General features: G+C 60.7%; 14 protein-coding genes. 4 read left to right on the top strand and 10 right to left on the bottom strand.

The features are described 5' to 3' along the window. Nucleotides 1–113: 113 nt before the first annotated feature. Nucleotides 114–1,031 (bottom strand): LysR family transcriptional regulator, encoded by a 918-nt coding sequence (locus PH558_RS27200; RefSeq protein WP_285207697.1) that lies wholly within the window; start codon nt 1,029–1,031, stop codon nt 114–116. 94 nt (nt 1,032–1,125) lie between these two features. Between PH558_RS27200 and PH558_RS27195 the strand changes: the two genes are divergently transcribed. After that, nucleotides 1,126–1,923, top strand: coding sequence for an NAD(P)H-dependent oxidoreductase (locus PH558_RS27195; RefSeq protein ID WP_285207696.1), 798 nt, complete (start codon nt 1,126–1,128; stop codon nt 1,921–1,923). Between the two features lie 1,319 nt (nt 1,924–3,242). Here the strand turns inward: PH558_RS27195 and PH558_RS27190 are convergent. Beyond that, on the bottom strand, nt 3,243–4,268 hold the full coding sequence (locus PH558_RS27190) for a questin oxidase family protein (RefSeq protein WP_285207822.1): 1,026 nt from the start codon (nt 4,266–4,268) through the stop codon (nt 3,243–3,245). After that, nucleotides 4,268–5,728: a SidA/IucD/PvdA family monooxygenase gene (locus PH558_RS27185; protein ID WP_285207695.1), complete on the bottom strand. Its 1,461-nt coding sequence runs from the start codon at nt 5,726–5,728 to the stop codon at nt 4,268–4,270. Before PH558_RS27185 ends, PH558_RS27190 begins: the two co-directional genes overlap by 1 nt. Nucleotides 5,729–6,036: 308 nt before the next feature. Here PH558_RS27185 and PH558_RS27180 point away from each other — a divergent pair, with 308 nt between their 5' ends. The 3 genes from PH558_RS27180 to PH558_RS27170 all read left to right on the top strand — a co-directional run bounded on the left by PH558_RS27180 (nt 6,037) and on the right by PH558_RS27170 (nt 9,188). Further along, nucleotides 6,037–7,254, top strand: coding sequence for an ABC transporter substrate-binding protein (locus PH558_RS27180; protein WP_285207821.1), 1,218 nt, complete (start codon nt 6,037–6,039; stop codon nt 7,252–7,254). A 171-nt stretch (nt 7,255–7,425) separates the two neighbouring features. Continuing rightward, on the top strand, nt 7,426–8,370 hold the full coding sequence (locus tag PH558_RS27175; protein ID WP_285207694.1) for a carbohydrate ABC transporter permease: 945 nt from the start codon (nt 7,426–7,428) through the stop codon (nt 8,368–8,370). Beyond that, nucleotides 8,367–9,188 (top strand): carbohydrate ABC transporter permease, encoded by an 822-nt coding sequence (locus PH558_RS27170; protein ID WP_113409784.1) that lies wholly within the window; start codon nt 8,367–8,369, stop codon nt 9,186–9,188. Before PH558_RS27175 ends, PH558_RS27170 begins: the two co-directional genes overlap by 4 nt. A gap of 131 nt (nt 9,189–9,319) precedes the next feature. On the opposite strand, the gene atzF is transcribed toward PH558_RS27170, so the two are convergent. From atzF to PH558_RS27135, 7 genes are read right to left on the bottom strand one after another with little or no spacing between them, the layout of a single operon-like run. Then, a complete protein-coding gene (atzF, locus tag PH558_RS27165) occupies nt 9,320–11,158 on the bottom strand; it encodes an allophanate hydrolase (RefSeq protein ID WP_285207693.1) in 1,839 nt (612 codons plus the stop codon). 11 nt (nt 11,159–11,169) lie between these two features. Then, nucleotides 11,170–11,802, bottom strand: a complete 633-nt coding sequence (locus PH558_RS27160; RefSeq protein WP_285207692.1) for a cysteine hydrolase family protein — start codon at nt 11,800–11,802, stop codon at nt 11,170–11,172. Continuing rightward, nucleotides 11,795–12,466, bottom strand: coding sequence for a cysteine hydrolase family protein (locus PH558_RS27155; RefSeq protein WP_285207691.1), 672 nt, complete (start codon nt 12,464–12,466; stop codon nt 11,795–11,797). Before PH558_RS27155 ends, PH558_RS27160 begins: the two co-directional genes overlap by 8 nt. Continuing rightward, a complete protein-coding gene (locus PH558_RS27150; RefSeq protein ID WP_285207690.1) occupies nt 12,463–13,074 on the bottom strand; it encodes an HAD family hydrolase in 612 nt (203 codons plus the stop codon). Before PH558_RS27150 ends, PH558_RS27155 begins: the two co-directional genes overlap by 4 nt. Beyond that, nucleotides 13,071–14,558: an FGGY-family carbohydrate kinase gene (locus tag PH558_RS27145; protein ID WP_285207689.1), complete on the bottom strand. Its 1,488-nt coding sequence runs from the start codon at nt 14,556–14,558 to the stop codon at nt 13,071–13,073. The genes PH558_RS27150 and PH558_RS27145 overlap by 4 nt, the downstream gene beginning before the upstream one ends. Before the next feature lie 14 nt (nt 14,559–14,572). Next, complete coding sequence (locus PH558_RS27140) at nt 14,573–15,736, bottom strand: ABC transporter ATP-binding protein (protein ID WP_285207688.1); 1,164 nt, start codon at nt 15,734–15,736, stop codon at nt 14,573–14,575. A gap of 41 nt (nt 15,737–15,777) precedes the next feature. Beyond that, entirely contained in the window at nt 15,778–16,593 is an 816-nt protein-coding gene (locus PH558_RS27135; RefSeq protein WP_113409792.1) for an SDR family oxidoreductase, read from the bottom strand. Between the last annotated feature and the right edge of the window lie 14 nt (nt 16,594–16,607).

Raw genomic sequence — 16,607 nt, 5'->3', positions numbered from 1 at the left:
CATGTCGAGATCGGAAAGGCTTGTCCGGATTTCCTCTCGACCGAGTGAGCCATCCCTGCCGCAGCGCCAAGGGAAACAGGCAAGGTTAGGCATGCGGTCTAACTCCCAGCCCCTTACCGCTCTATACCGGGGATCCGGAGCATTCCCTCCGCCAGAAAGTGGACCAGCAGCCGGACACGCGCGATGCCGGTTCGTTCGGGCGCGATAAGCATATTCAACGGCACGGCCGGTGGGCTATAGTCAGGCAGCACCGCTTCGAGCCGGCCGTCCGCGAGAAGGTCGTCCACCAGCCAGATATGAGCAGGGCCTAAGCCGCGACCCGCGACAAAGGCTTCGCGCGCGGCAAGTCCGTGATCAACGCGCAGATGCCCGCTGAAAGGCACGAGGTGGCGCGTGCCTCCCGCCCGCTCAAGCGCAAGAGATTCGCTCCCGGCAACGTTCGACATGCGGACGCCCTCATGGTCCTTGAGCTCCTCGGGTGTCGCCGGCCGGCCACGGCTTGCCAGATAGGCGGGAGAGGCGACGAGGACGCGCCGGCTTTGACCGATCGCCCGCAGCTTCATCGAACTGTCGGCGAGCGGACCGAGGCGCAGTGCGATGTCCACGCCTTCGCGGATGAGATCAACGCGTTCATCCGTCAGGCTGAAGTCGACTGCGATATCCGGATGGCGATCCTGAAAGGCGAAGATCAATCGACTGACGTGCCGGACGCCGAGCGCTGCCGTACAGGAGATGCGAACCGTGCCGGCGGAGACGCCCCGCGCGCCTCGCGCTTCATCGGTCGCCTGTTCCAGCAGGCGCAGGATTTGGATAGCACTGGCATAGTAAAGCCCGCCTTCCTCGGTGAGCGTGACGCGGCGGGTCGTGCGGCTCAACAGCGCCACGCCGAGGGCTTCTTCGAGCTCACGCACATGCCGCGTGACACTGGACTGGCCGATGTTCAACTCGCGCGCCACAGCCGACAGATTGCCGCGTTCGGCGACGCGGACGAAGGTACGGATGCGTTCGAGCGTGACGTCCGATCTATCCATTATTCGGCATTATCCTATCCATCCCTGCTATATAACGCATTAGCGGAACATGGCCTAGTTTAGGGAGAGTTTTCTTCAACGAGCAGGTACCACTATGAATGTGCTCATCGTCTTCGCTCACCCCGAACCTAAATCCTTATCGGCATCGTTACGTGATGTTGCGATCCAGGAGCTGGAAGCAGCCGGCCACACGGTACAGGTTTCCGACCTGCACGCCATGCGCTGGAAATCAGAGATCGACCGCGCGGATTTCCCGTCTTTGGCTCCTGACGAGCGGCTTATGCCGGCCGCCGCTTCCAAACATGCCTTTAACGGCGATGCGCTGACGGACGATGTCAAAGGGGAGATCGAAAAGCTTCTCTGGGCTGATGCATTGATCCTGCAGTTTCCACTCTGGTGGTTCGCCATGCCGGCCATCCTGAAAGGCTGGGTCGACCGCGTGTTTGCTTATGGGTTCGCCTATGGCGTTGGCGAACATAGCGACAAGCGCTGGGGTGATCGCTATGGAGAGGGAACCTTGGCTGGCAAGCGCGCCATGCTGATCGTAACCGCAGGGGGGTGGGAAGAGCACTACGCTCCTCGGGGAATCAACGGCCCCATCGACGATCTTCTGTTTCCGATCAATCACGGGATTCTCTACTATCCCGGCTACGATGTGCTGCCGCCCTTCGTAACGTACAGTACCGATCGCTTCGACGACGCCCGCTTCGAAGCCGCGGCAAAACATCTGCGCGATCGGATGCGAACGCTCGAAACAACAAGCCCCATTCCTTACAGGAGCCAAAATGGCGGGGACTATCATATTCCGACCATGCAACTCCGTTCGGAACTGGGCAATCAAAGGGCATCAGGCTTCGCGCTTCACCGAAAAGATGTCGCCGCGTCCAGGTAACGCGCTCGGTGCTACCGACGCCTATTCATGGGATCCTTCAGCATCGCATGGGTGCCGAGTGCTCGAAGCAACAGATGATGGCAACGAAGGCGAGTGGAGAGCCACATCGTCGCAGTCGACGCATACGGACTTGCGGAAGGATAATGGTCGGTCGGCGAAAGAGGAATGGTGTGATCCTTAGTCGGGAACGCGCCGATACTCAACGCATGACCTCGGGCCGCCTTCGGGGTCTCGCTAGAGGCTGGCCTTGACGGTGCTGGGTGAAGAGCCCCTCTGGCGGCAAGTCGCTGTCCATGCGGCAGCGAGTGAACGCCGATCCAATGCCTGATGATTCGCCCTGTCACCGGAGATTGGTCCGATGACAGGGCAGACCGCCGACGGGTGGCAGTGGTGTCGGCGACCGGGGGCAGTCATGCACTATCCGAATAGAGCTGCGTTGAACACGGACCTTAGTCTGATGACGAGTAAGCTTCTTTTCCGGCACAACGGACGTAAATCGCCATTTTTTCGAACTCTTTCGATCAAGCCAGCTTTCGCCGTGCCCGCCTCCGCGCAGGACGCACCCTTCGATCTAGAGGATCGCCTGAAAGAGTGAGGCTATAGAAGACGAGCTTCGCTTTCTAAGAGCGCAAACCTACCGATGGGCGGATGCCGACCGCTGGTTCAGCGTCCGACGGCATTCGAACGGTTCAAGAACCGAAATTAGTTGCAGTTGCAGCTTTTCATCCATCAGCTGTGATGCTGTCGAAAGGCGTGGTTGCGGCCGCGGAGTCGAACCGCCTATTTCGGCTTATTTGCACCGACGAGCGCACCGGCGCTCTTAGCCGCATCTTCACTGACTTGCTGGCTTACAATCAGAAGTTTACGACCGATGTGACAATTTTCCAGTTGTCAAATAGTACTAAATCGTGTGCACCTTCCGCGCTAACAATTCCTCCTTACGCGTCCAATCTCGACCGGACCGTTCGGTTTGTATGCATCGATTGCTGGAGGGAGGCCTCCTCTCGACACTACACATCCGGGGCATCTGATTTCGCTTGGCATTCTAAACCATCTCAACAGGGATAGAACCTGCCGATGCCGCCCGCCTGAACCTTCGGTCGACCTGCTCTTTCATCAAGCTAAAGCGAGTTCTCGTGGTGGGCCATCCATACAACCAAAAAACTGCGTCTCTTGAACCAATTCGAACTGCTGGCTCATTGCCGTTTCGACTGGGTCAACAACACCGCAGCATGCTTGCAACGCACCGTTCGCGCGTCATATCGAATCGATCGAACGAACGGAGGATGACGCGCTAAAGGCTTCCAGGACGCCAACCTCTAGATCAGCCCGACCCGGCGTGCCGCCACCACCCGATAAAGCGGATCACCCCAGGCCAGTTGTTCCTGTAACGCCGAAAAGACCAGGCTAACGTCGTGTTCGTCGTTGGAGGCCACCGCTGCAGCCCTTATCTCCGGCCAGTCCGGTACCTGCATCTCCCGCATTGCCTGAAGAGCTTCGGCGGCCGGAAGTACTGGGAAGCCGATTTTCGGAACGAGTGTGGCAATCACCTGCCAAAAGGCACGGTAGAGCGGCAGCGGATCATCCAGATGCGGCGCGACCAACCGAGCCCAATGCAAGCCGGTAACGGCGTGGAGCGCCGAGAAATCCATGGTCGCGGCGAACAGGGCCAGCGCGGTCTCCGCCATGCGTTTCGGTGTCGCCTCATCAATGCGCAAGCGATCGATCACCGGCGGAAAGTCCGGCAAGGCGGCGACTTCGCGTATATTGTGCCAGAGAAGATCGGTTTCAGGCACATAGTCGTGTGCGCCGGCAACATCATTCATGGCAGCGAGGATCGCTGCCGGATCTTCCGTGTCCGGCTTTAGTCCAGTCGGATCCGGCAAGGGCAGATAACAGGTCGTCCAATATCCGAGCGCCGTTCCCACTTCCTTCGCGTCGCTGTTGAGCATCGCGTAAGCCAGCCGCATCAGCGGGTGCAGCGCGCTGCCGGCGACGCCCTGGATCAGCCGGGGCAAATAATGGCGGATCGCGGCATCGGTTCCGAGCCGTTCGACCTCCGCGATGAAATAGGCGCGATAATCGGATTCCCGCGTCCGGTCACCCAGCGCCGCGTCCCAACGCGCACGCTCGATCGGGGCCACGGTTGGCGGCGCGGGAACGAGCTGGTTTGTCACGCGATAAATCTCGTACCATTCGTCGAGACGCTCAGGGGTCGCGCCCATGCGATCGAGTGCCACGAGAACCATCGGAGCGTGATTGGCGAGCAGATAGGGAAATTCCACGCTGTCATACCGAGCCCTTTCCAGAACTCGGCCGAGCGGAAACGTCGGTATGATTGTCATCATGACACTTCCTTAATGCCTTCAAGGTCTCCATCATAGCCGCGCGGATCGAAATGATGCTCCCGATAAGCCGCAAGGTCACGGAGAAAATCATCGGCCGCCTCGTGAAAGAGACCGCCTACGACCGCATCGACGATGCGCGGCAGACCGTATTTCATGCCAGTCACACCGTTACTGATCGGGCCTAGGCTAGCAATGGCCGAGCAGTTGAACAAATGGATGTGCGACAGCCAGCTATGGGTTGCCGCATTCTTCGGCGTGAGTTCGAAGCCGCGCCCGAGATAGGGATGGGCCGCGATCTCGGCCGATGCCTCGCCATCCGGCGGCGTGAAGCGATCAGACCAGAAAGCCACATGCGGCGCGATACTCTTCAATTCCGCGCGCCGGTTGAAATCGATCGTGTAGCCGGTGCCAAGCAGAAGATGATCGGCGCTGAATATGCCGCTGTCACTTTCGATCACAATCCGCCCGGCATCCAGTGTCACGGACCGCACATTATGGCCCAGCGCCATCGTGAAACGCGGACTGGATACGACACGATCGAACTGATCCTGTGTCGGCGGGATCTTGAAGCTATTGTAGAGCCGCATATAGCGCCATTTCTGCAGATCCGACAGGTCGCCGAAATGACCGAGGAAGCCCGGAAAATTGGTCCAGGCCAACACTTCCGTCCGGCCGAAATTGCGCGAGCGGCCGATCATCACAATGCTTTTCGCGCCCTTTTCCAAGGCCGTTGCCGCCCAGTCGAAGCTGGAAGTCGCCGAACCCAGAATGGCGACATCCCGATCCTTGAGATGGCCATCGTCCGCGATCTCGGCACTATGGGTCCAGTATTGCTTGGGCAAGGTACGAACGAAATCGGGAACCATCGGCGTGCCGCCGCCATCAATACCGGTCGCCAGCACAAGCCGACGGCATTCGATCTGTTGCGTTTCACCGTCCGCTTCAAGCACAAGCCGCAACCAGCCGTCGGCTTGCGAGATACCGGCAAGGCTCGTGCCGTTGGCCACATCCGGCTCCGTCACAGCACGATACCAGCCGAGATAAGCCATCCAGTCTTGCCGTGACATCTTGTCGAGGCTTTCATAGGCGTCTGTGCCATAGACGGCTTCGTACCAGGCGCGCGGCGTCAGCGACGGCAGGCCGAAATCCGGCCCCGCGAGATACTTCGGCGAGCGCAGCGTCTTCATGCGCGCGCAGCCGATCCAAGGCCCTTCCCGCCCCTTCTCGGCCTTGTCGATCACCTGAACGCCCGCAACCCCACGCCTTTTCAGGCCAAAGGCGATAGCGAGCCCCGACATGCCGGCCCCACAGATCACGACATTATAGCGCGCGACGCAAGCAGGTCTTGGCTCCGGTGCCGGAGCCCAGACCTGCCCGAGCGCTTCCGTGGCCTCCATCTCGGCGACGAGCCGTTTTTCGAGCGTTTCAAGTCGCGATATGCTGAGACCTCCATTCATGTTCGATCCTGACACTTCTTTCTTTGATACCGGCCTCGCGCTAAGCCCGCATGACCGCAAGTCTTTTAAGCAAGCCGGCCGATGCGCAAAAACGAGGCATATTGCACAAGCATCAAGCAAAAAAATGATCGATATTGTTCAATTTTGTTATATTCAGACCGTTATTGCTTTTTTGTCAAGTGTACTTGAGTGCGTTTTTGTTTGATGTATAGTGGCAATCAATCATGAAAAGGAGAATACTAATGACATTCATGAAGGGGAATTTTCAGAAATTTGCTACCGTTTGCATCATTGCCCTGACAGCGGGCATGGCGCAGGCCGCCGACAAGCCGCTGGCCGGCATCACTCTCAATTTGGCATCCATGAACGACCAATTTTCGGCCGTGCTGGCGCAGATCGCGCCCGAGTTCAAGGAAGCGACCGGCGCAGAGATCAAGGTCGACATCATGGATTATGGCTCTCTGCTGACGAAGACGACCGCCGATTTCGTCGCCCACACCGCCGGTTATGACCTGATCACCATGGACATCGTCTGGGCAGGGCAGTTCGCCGCCAACGGCTATACGATCGATCTCAACGACTTGATGAAGCGCGATGCCAAAGAGCTCGATGCCGCCGACATCTATCCCAAGCTCACGGAAGCGCTCGGCAACTACAAGGGCAAACAGGTCGCCTATCCCTTTGCCGGCTATGCCAACGTTCTCGCCTATCGCAAGGATCTCTTCGATGCCGCCGGCTTGAAGGCTCCGGAAACGATGGAAGATCTGGTTGCCGCCGCCTACAAGCTGACCGACCCGGCCAAGAAGCAATACGGCTTTGTCGCCAACGGCCAGAAAGGCCCGGCGGTCGCTCAGGACTGGATGCAATATAACGCCGAAATGGGCGGCGCAATCCTCGACAAGGACGGCAAGCCAGCGCTCAATTCCGAAGCCAATATCAAGAGCCTGACTGTTTATCGCGATCTCTTCAAGAAGGCAGCCCCTCCCGGTGCCGCCGACTATGATTGGGGCGGCCGCGAGGAAAGCTTCCGGCAGGGGATTGCCGCCACGATGCAGACTTGGTCTGTCGGCGCCCCCGGCTATTACGATCCGAAGACGTCGAAGGTGGTCGGCAAGGTCGATGTCGCGCTTGCCCCGCGCGGCAAGGGTTTACCGAAGATCTACGGAATCGGCGGCTGGGGCATGGCCATCAACGCCGATGCGAAGGACAAGCAGAAAGAAGCCGCCTGGACCTTCATCAAGTGGGTCACAAGCCCAAAGATCCAGAAGGAGATGAACATGCTCGGTGCGGGTAGCTATATCCGCAAGAGCACGGTTACCGATAAGGAGCTGAACGCCAAGTATCCATTCCTGCCTGTTCTCAACGAAGTCTTCGAGAACGGCGACGGCGACTATCGCCCGCGCATTCCGGAATATCCGGAAATCCAGGACATCCTGGGCACGGCAGTCAACTCCGTCCTCGTGGGTACGGTCGAGCCCAAGGCCGCGCTTGACGCGGCGCAGGAAGCTGCCACCAAGTTGTTCTAAGAACAGGCCCGCTTCACGAAAGACCGTGACGCGGGCCTTTCATTTTCGAAGGCGCTGGTCGCGCGAGCTTCAGCGGTACGCTGAAAGCAAGATTCCGTTTGCGTGATGGCCCGTTTTCCTCTCAGATCGAAACGCGAAGCAATCGGCCATTCGGTGATGACGAATTACGCGATGAACCTGACCAGCTCCGTTGAAAGCAAAGCGGCCACGGGCTTCTCGCCTGTCCCTTTTGCCACGCGGCGAAGATTCTTCCTGCTTGCCATGGCGCTTCCCGCCGTCGCCTATGTGATCGCGCTCGGCGTCTTCCCGCTCGTAAAGGGCATGTGGTACAGCCTCTACGAATACAACCTCCTGAAACCGGCGCGGACGCATTTTGTCGGCATCGACAATTACATCAACCTGCTGGCAGACGCCGATTTTCGCGGCGCCATCGCCAATACGGTGATCTTCACCGTCTTTTCCGTCACCATCGAACTCGTCTTCGGCTTTGTCATCGCGCTGGCGCTCTGGCGCGACGACCGGTTCAATCGCGTCTGCCTGACATTGATCCTTGTTCCCGTCACCATCACGCCGCTGGTCGTCGGTCTCATCTTCAAGGGCTTGCTGCTCGCCGACTACGGCATGGTCGGCTATTATCTTGCCCAGTGGGGCATCACCGATCCGCGCGGCCTCTTCGCCACGCCGTCGACGGCGCTAGCCACGCTCATCTTTATCGATGTCTGGGAATGGACGCCGCTCGTCGCGCTCATTCTACTGGCCGGCCTGAAGGCGCTGCCCGGCGATCTCCTGGAAGCAGCAGCCGTCGACGGAGCGACCGCTTGGCGCACTTTCCGCTCCATTACCTTGCCGCTCATGCTCCCGGCCGTCATGCTGGCTCTGACGCTACGCACCATCGACGCCTTCCGCGTCTTTGACAGCGTATTCGTCACGACCGGTGGCGGGCCGGGCAATTCGACCAACACGCTCATGGTCTATGCAGTGAAGGAGGGCCTGAGCTTCTTCAATATCGGCAAGGCGTCTGCGATTTCCAACATCGCGCTTCTGTGCGTAGCGATCATCGCCACCTGCTTCATCCTCATGATCCGCCATTTCGACAAGAAGGCCAATGGCCGATGACGACGCATTCCACAGTCTTTGATACGGCACGCCGCGTCTTCCTGCTGCTTACGCTCGCCTTCTTCCTGCTGCCCTTCCTGTGGCTCGCAATGACCGCCTACAAGCCCTCGAACGCGATCTTCTCCATTCCGCCACATCTCTTCTTCACGCCGACGCTGGACCAGTTCCGCAATGCATTGCGCATCTTCGATGTCGGCAGCCTCATCATTTCCAGCCTCTTGATTGCTGGCGGCTCGATGCTGCTTTCGCTGATACTCGGTGTTCCGGCCGGCTATGCGCTCGCCCGCTCGACACATCCTGCCGCCATGGGCGTTGCCTATTTCTTCATGACGATCCGCATGGTCCCCGCTGTCGCGGCGCTTATCCCTTTCTATCTGCTGATGCGCGATATCGGCCTTATCGGCAGCTGGTTCAGCGTCGTCCTGATCAATTGCGTGCTCAATACCGCCTTCGTGAGCTGGATGATGTTTTCCTATTTCCGTGGCCTGCCGAAGGAGCTGGAGGAAGCGGCCCTGACGGATGGCTGCAGGCAGTTCGGCGCGTTCTGGAAAGTATCGCTGCCGGCGGTGCGCTCCGGCATCATAGCGTCTGCGCTTTTCTGCGTGCTCTTCTCGTGGAACGACTTCCTCTTCGCTATGTTCCTGACGCGGCTCGATTCCAAGCCGATCTCGGTGGCGTTGCTTTCGGCTTACGGCACAAAGGACATCACCTGGGGGACGCTCGGGGCTTTGGCACATTTCTCGACCGTGCCGATCGTGCTCATCGTCCTCGTCCTCAACCGCTATTTCGTGCAGGGACTGACCAAAGGCATCAACTGAGCGGACAAACATTGGCGACTAAAAAGGTGTCACCTCGCGGTGCCGCCTTTCGTCATTTCGAACAAGTCAAACAAGACGTGCGGAGCGCTTCAGGCGATTTCGTTTCACCGGAAACGTTCTCGCGAGAACCTTCAGGCCGCTTTCGAAACCAGGTAATTCTTCCAGCCGGCATGCGCCGTAATGTCGGTCGCACCGTCCAGCGCTGCGGCCTCGCAGAGGAAGCCGGACACCTGACGACCGTTCTCAAGCGCCAGCTTGCCGATCCCCAGCGGCTGCGGAATGCGCTCGACGAAATCGGCAAAGCCTGCAAGTGGCAGCGACCAGATCTCGACCTCGATGCCCGGCCCCTTGGCGTTTGGATCGCGAACGAGGCCGGGCTTGGCCGGTGTCGTGCCGGCGAGCGCATACAGTCGATAATCGCCTGTCGTGCGGATCTTGCCGCGGAATACGCCGCCGCGCTCCGTCAGTTCATAGTTGAGCGGCATGCCGGACAGATGCGCGCCGACAACGGCAATCTCGCGGTGACCGGCCGGAATTTCCGCTGGTGCGCCATAGGCCGGATAGGGAGTGAGGTTCATGCCGAGCCCGATTCCGGCGCGGCGGTGGAATTCGGCCGCGATCGCCGCCGCTTTCGCTTCGGCCATGCCGGGGGCGAGGAAGGTGACGCCCGAGGGCAGGCCGTCGGCGCGGAAACCGTTCGGCACGGCGATCCCGCAAAGGCCCATCAGATTGACGAAATTGGTATAGATGCCGAGGCGCGCATTGAGCGCGATCGGATCGGCGAGAATCTCGCTTTTGCGATAGATCGTCGGCGTCGTCGGCACCAGAAGCACTTCCATATCGTCCCAGATCGGACGTGTCGCACATTTCAACTCCGCAATGCGGTGAATGGCGCGGAAGGTATCAACGGATGAATATTGCCCGCTGTTTTCGAGGAGCTTCTTTGTTACCGGATGGATCGCGTCGCCATGCTGGGCCAGCACCTTATCGAGGCTGAGCGCACGCTCCGAAATCCACGGACCTTCGTAGAGAATACGCTGGGTTTCTTCGAATGCGGCGAAATCGACCTCGACGGCCACGCCACCCATCGCATCCAGCCGCTTGACGGCTTCCTGGAACAGCCGCTCCGCCTCGCTGTCGCCGAAGAAGCGAAGCGCCGTGCCGGACGGAATGCCGAAGCGGAACTTCGGCGGGGCCGGCCGCATGTCGAGCGCGACATGATCGGCCTCGGACTTGGAAAAGGGATAGGTCGGATCGTAGCCGGTGATGATGCGCATGATCGCCATGCCATCCTCCACCGTCAGCGCGAAGACAGATACGGTCTCGATCGTCTTCACGCAGCCGCCGCCCGATACGCAGGCATTGCTGACAATGCCTGGCGTCGGCTTGATCCCGACGATATTGTTGAAGCCCGCCGGCACGCGACCGGAGCCGGCTGCATCATTGGCGATCGAGAAGCTGGAAAGCCCGGCGGCCACCGAAACGCCAGAACCGGAACTGGAACCGCCGGAAATATAATCATCGTTGAACACCGACGAGCACGCGCCATATGGCGTGCGCATGCCGACAAGGCCGATGCCGAACTGGTCCATATTGGTCTTGCCGATCAGGATCGCACCATTGTCGAAAAGGCGCGTCACCACCTGTCCGGTACTTTCGGCGATATAGGCTCCCTCTTTCAGCGCATTGGTCGTCGGCAGGCCAACAACGTCGTTGCAATCCTTGATTGAAAATGGAATGCCCCAGAGAGGGCGACCGTCATAGCCGGCATTCTCCAGCTCCTCTGCCGCCCTCTCCGCATCGGCGCGGGAGACGAGATGGATCCAAACGTGGTCGTCGCCTCGCGCCTCAATCCGGTCATAGATGGCGTTGACGACCGTGGAGGGCTTAAGCTGGCCAGATGCATAGGCAGCGGTCAGCGTGTGGAAGTCGAGGCTGCCGGTCTCGGCCGGCCAGTGAAAATCAGACATGTCGATCCTCTTCAGGTCGGGATGGGCGCCCTCAGCGCCGAGAACAGTTGATCCGAGTGCGCCACGGTGCCGAAAAGCCCGTTGCCGAAGACGGTGATGCGCAATTGCCCAGCATGACGGGCATCCGTCGTTCCCTTGCACGCATCGGAAACGGCGATGCATTCAAAGCCCATGTCGTTGGCAGCACGCTGGGTCGCGTGCAGCAGGCCCTCGGTTGGAACACCGGCCAGCACCAGATTGCGGATGCCGCGCCGCCGCAACCAGGCATCGAGCCCGGTCGAATAGAAGGCGTTGTCGCCCGGATGGTCGAAGATCGAAGCCTCCACTGGCAGGCCGAGCGTGTCTGAAAGCTGCCATTCCGGCGTCCCGGGCGCAAAGACCGGATCGCCTATGGCGGCGCGGCGGGCGGCAACCGGGGAAAGCGCCTCGCTGCGGCCGCACCGGCTCGCAATCACCGGCAGGCCGGCTTCCTGCGCGCATGCGATCAGCTTTGCCGCGACAGCGGCCTCCGGCTCCGCACCGAGTGCCGCGATCGTACCGTTCTGGAATCCCAGAACGAGAAGCGCGCTGTCGGCAGCGCTCCATTGCCCGTCGAAGGGCCAAGAATACGGGGCGGCGGCAACACCGGGTAAGTTGTCAGCCATGGAGCGCCTCCACGGCGGCGCGGAAGCCCGCAAGATTGGACACCGTCCCCCAGCGCCCGCCGAAGGCTTTCAGGATATCCATCGTCGCTTCGTGATTGGCCGTTTCGACCGCCGCCGTGCAATCTTCGAGAATGATGCATTCATAGCCGCGCTCGAATCCATCGCGGAAAGTCGATTGCACGCAGCAATCGGAGGTGACGCCGATGACGATGAGATGGGTGATGCCTTGAGCAGTCAGCCGCGCATCGAAATCGGTCGCGTGGAAACTCGACTTGCCCGGTTTGTCGATCACCGTTTCGCCAGCAAGCGGTGCAAGTTCCGGAACGATTTCGAAGCCAGGTTCACCGCGCACGAGGATACGCCCCGAAGCACCTTCATCGCCGATGCCGAGCCCATGGACGCGGGTACGCCATTGCTTGTTAGCGGGCAGGTCCGACAGGTCCGGCTTGTGGCCCTCCCGGGTATGGAAGACGGCAAGGCCCGCGCCTCGTGCGATTGCCAGAGCCTCTGCAACGGCCGGGATGACGGAGCGCGTATTGCTGACATCCTCGCCCAATTGATCGACCCACCCACCCGGCGCACAGAAATCGACCTGCATGTCAATCACGACGAGCGCCGCCCTAGCGGCGCGTTCAGGTGGGTTGCATGGCCAGAAATTCATCATGCACGAAGCCTCCGCTCCTCAACGAGGTCGAGGAGCGCCGAGAAGTCGGTGAAATCCGCCCCACAGCGCAGCACCGGCATGCCCGCCGCCCGCGCCGAGGCCGCACCCACGATGCTATCCTCGACGGCAAGCACGTGCGAAGCATCCAGGCCGAGACGCTCGCAGGCAAGCCGATAGGGCTCGGGATCAGGCTTGCCGTGCACTACATCCTCGCGCCCGATCGCAAAGGCCATCGCGCGGTCGAGCCCCATAGCCTTGAGATTGGCCTCGACGATGCGGCGAGACGAGTTGGAAACCGCGCATTGAACAAGCCCGGCCTCGGCAAGCGCGAGCACCGTCTCCGGCGCGCCCGCAATCGGCTGTAATTCGGCGGTCCGCTCGATATAGGCCTCGACAATCTCGGAGATCCAAGTCTCGGGGCCAAGTCCCGGCGGATAGAGCGGCGCGAGCACCGTCCAGACATCACTCATTGCCACCCCGATGAAACGCGTATCATTGGCGGCAATGTTGACGCCATAGCGCCCCGAAACGGCCATCAGTGCCTTGTGGTGAACCGGTTCGCTGTCGATCAGCGTCCCGTCGACATCCCAGGCGACTGCCTTGATCATGGCTGGTCTCCACGCGCGAAGAAGGGCTTCAGCGACCGGTAGAGATCGCGGTAGTCGGCATAGATCCGGTCGCCTGCGGCAACACCTTCGGGCGAGGGCCGCAGCACCGCGCCAAACCGCACGGAGGCCGCGACATCCTCCCATACCGCCACACCTGATCCGGCCGCCGCCACCCAGGCCGCACCAATCGACGAGCCGAAGGCGTCGGACAAGACGTGGATCGGCTGGCCGCAGATATCGGCGACGATCTGCATCCAGATGCGGCTTCGACTTCCCCCATCGGAGGCGATTAGCCGTGTTGCCGGGTGTCCCGTTTCCGAAAGAACATCGAGGTGATGGCGGAAGCCACAGGCAATCGCCTCCAGCACCGCGCGCCAGATATGGCCGCGCGTGTGACCGAGACTGACGCCCGTGATCGTACCGCGCGCCAGCGGGTCATGAATCGGCGTCTTCTCACCCAGAAAATAGGGCAGCGCGCGTACGCCGTCCGCGCCGGCAGGCACGGCCGCCGCTTCCCGGTCGAGTTGCCTTAGAACATCGTCGCTTTCCGAACCCCCTATTAGGGCGGCAAGCCATCTGAGAAGCGAACCGGACGAAGCCATGCAGCCGTTCGGCGCATAAAGGCCGGGAACGAGATGGTAATCGAGAAAAAGCCGACGATCGGGCTCAGGCCTACCGGCAATGGCGATGATGTCGCCTGCCCCACCAAATTTGAGGAGAACATCGCCGGCCTGCGTCAGGCCAGCCGCTAGCGCAGAGGCGATATGGTCGGCGGCCCCACCGAAGACAGGTAGGCCTTCCGGCAAGCCGGTCAGTTGCGCCGCTTCCGCCGTCACCGCGCCGATGACCTCATGCGAGGCGACCAGCTCCGGCAGGACACCGGAACGAAGTCCCGACAGCGCCACGAGGTCGTCCGCGATCCCGTGATCGTCAAGATCGATGAAGCCCGCTTCAAGCGCCCAGTTGCGCTCGATCGTCAGGCGGCCGGTCAGGTGCATGTTGATGAAATCATAAGAGCCGAAAACATGGGCGATCCGGCTAAAAACATCCGGCTCATGCGCCCTCAGCCATTGCAGTTTCGGGGCAACCAATTGCTGGGTCAGGCCTTGGCCGGTGCGGCTGAGGAAACGCTCCTCGTCCAACGCCGCCTTCATCGTCTCGACTTCCGCCCCGCAACGCGCATCGCTTTGCTGGATGCTCGGGCGCAGTACGCGGCGTTCGCGATCGAACAGCACCACAGCCGGCAGCATTCCGGTGACGCAGACGCCGGCGAGTTGGCATCCCTCAGGCAGGCGGGTGATCATGTCCCGCACCACGACCTGCGTGTTCGCCCACCATTGCCCGGGGTCGGCCTCGGCGAAGCCTGGATGCGGCGAGGACAAGCGCGAGGGGCGCGAGGCCGAGGCCAGCGGTTCGCCGGCCTCCGACATCGCTACCGCGATCGTCGAGGTCGTGCCGATATCGATGCCGATGAATACGGGCATGGCGGAAGAACCTTTCAGTCGCGGATCGCGTTTTCGGTCTCGGCGTCGAAGAAATGCAGGTCTCGAGGATTGACCGACAGGGATAGCGTCTCGCCGAGGCGAAGCGGAAGCGTCGCCGGCACAGAGGCACGCAATTGAGGGCCGGAAAGCGAAACTTCGTCGGCTTCCGCCGCCACCTCCTCCAGCTTGCCGGCTCCGCCAATATCGAGATGGACGAGTTTCGTGGCACCGAAATCCTCAATGAAGGCAATCATTCCTTCAATGCGCCCGAAACCGGGATCAACGGCGTCTGTGGCGCTCAACGCCTCGGCCCGCACGCCGACGATGATCTCCTTGCCGACATGACGCACAAGCGCAGGACGCGCGGCAACGACAGGCTTAGGCACTGGCAGGCTGAACCCGCCGGCGGCGGCAACCAAACCGCCCTCGCTACTCGCAAGCGTGGCCTTCAGGAAGTTCATCGACGGCGTGCCGATGAAACCGGCAACGAAGAGATTGGCGGGCGTGTCGTAAAGCGCGCGCGGCGTGCCGAGCTGCTGCAAAACGCCGGCGCGCATCACGGCGACGCGATCACCCATGGTCATGGCCTCGATCTGGTCGTGGGTGACATAGACGGTGGTAATACCGCTCAACTTCTGCAGCCGGGCGATTTCGGCCCGCATCTGGCCCCGCAGCCGCGCGTCGAGATTGCTCAAAGGCTCGTCCATCAAAAACGCCTTGGGCGCGCGCACCAGCGCCCGGCCCATCGCCACGCGCTGCCGCTGACCGCCGGAAAGCTGCCCTGGCTTACGGCCGAGATAGGCGTCGAGTTCGAGAAGCTTGGCCGTTTCCCTGACCTTGCGATCGATCTCGGACTTGTCGACGCCGCGCACGGACAGGCCGAAGCCGATATTCTCGGCGACCGTCATATGCGGATAAAGCGCGTAGGACTGGAAGACCATCGCAATGTCGCGATCGCGGGGTGCAAGGCCATTGGCGACGGTATCGCCAACCAACAGGCGGCCGCCAGTGATATCCTCAAGACCCGCAATCATTCGGAGCGCGGTGGACTTACCGCAGCCGCTCGGGCCGACTAGAACCAGAAACTCACCATCCTCGATGGTGAGATCGAGGTGCTGGATTGCCGCATATCCGTCCGGATAACGCTTTTCCACTCCCTCAAAGACGATGGATGCCATGCTCTCTCCGATATGATGCGCTTGGGCGGCCGGCTGGCCCGTCAGGTCATATAGACGCCGCCGGTGACATTGACGCCCTGACCGGTCATGAAACGGGCGGAATTCGAGCAGAGGAAAACGACGACATCGGCGACGTCCTCGGGTGTTTCCAGTCGTCCGAGGGGCGTCTGTGCGATATAGTCTCCAACGACGCGCTCGGGACTGACGCCGCGCAGTTTGGCTTCCCAATCGATCTCGCGCTCCTGCATGCCGGTCTTGACGAAACCCGGGCAGACGGCATTGACGCGGATGCCTTTCGAGGCGAGTTCGCGGGCCAGCGCCTGGGTCCAGCCCAGAACGGCGAACTTGCTGGCAGAGTAATGCGCTAGCAGCGGCGCGCCGACCTTTGCGGCAAGCGAGGCCGTGTTGACAATCACCCCTTGGCCCTGCGCCACGAAGCGGCGCGCAGCGATCTGGTTCGTCAGGAAGATGCCGCGCGTGTTGACGTCGAAGTTGAAGTCCCACTCCTCGTCGGTGATCTCCAGCGCATGCTGCATCGTAGAGACCCCGGCGTTAGCAATCAGTATATCGTAGCCGCCCATGAGATCCGCAGCTCGTTCGAACGTTTTTTCCACGGAGGAACGCGAACGAACATCGATCTCCAGAGCATGGCCGGAAATCGATTGTGCGACTGTGTTCGCCGCGTCGAGATTGATGTCGCAAATGGTGATCTTGACGCCTTGTTTTGCCAGTGCCTGCGCGATGGCGCGGCCTATTCCACTGCCGCCGCCGGTGACGATCGCCTTCAAACCCTCGAGCTCCGCGAATTTAGGATGTCCCACGAACCATATCTCCGGCCTAAACAACAGGGCGATCATATAGCAACAAAAAC

This window comes from Rhizobium pantanalense (assembly GCF_030182525.1).
Classification (GTDB): domain Bacteria; phylum Pseudomonadota; class Alphaproteobacteria; order Rhizobiales; family Rhizobiaceae; genus Rhizobium.
The sequence above is the reverse complement of the archived record's forward strand: the minus strand, read 5'-3'. Positions and strand labels throughout refer to the sequence as shown.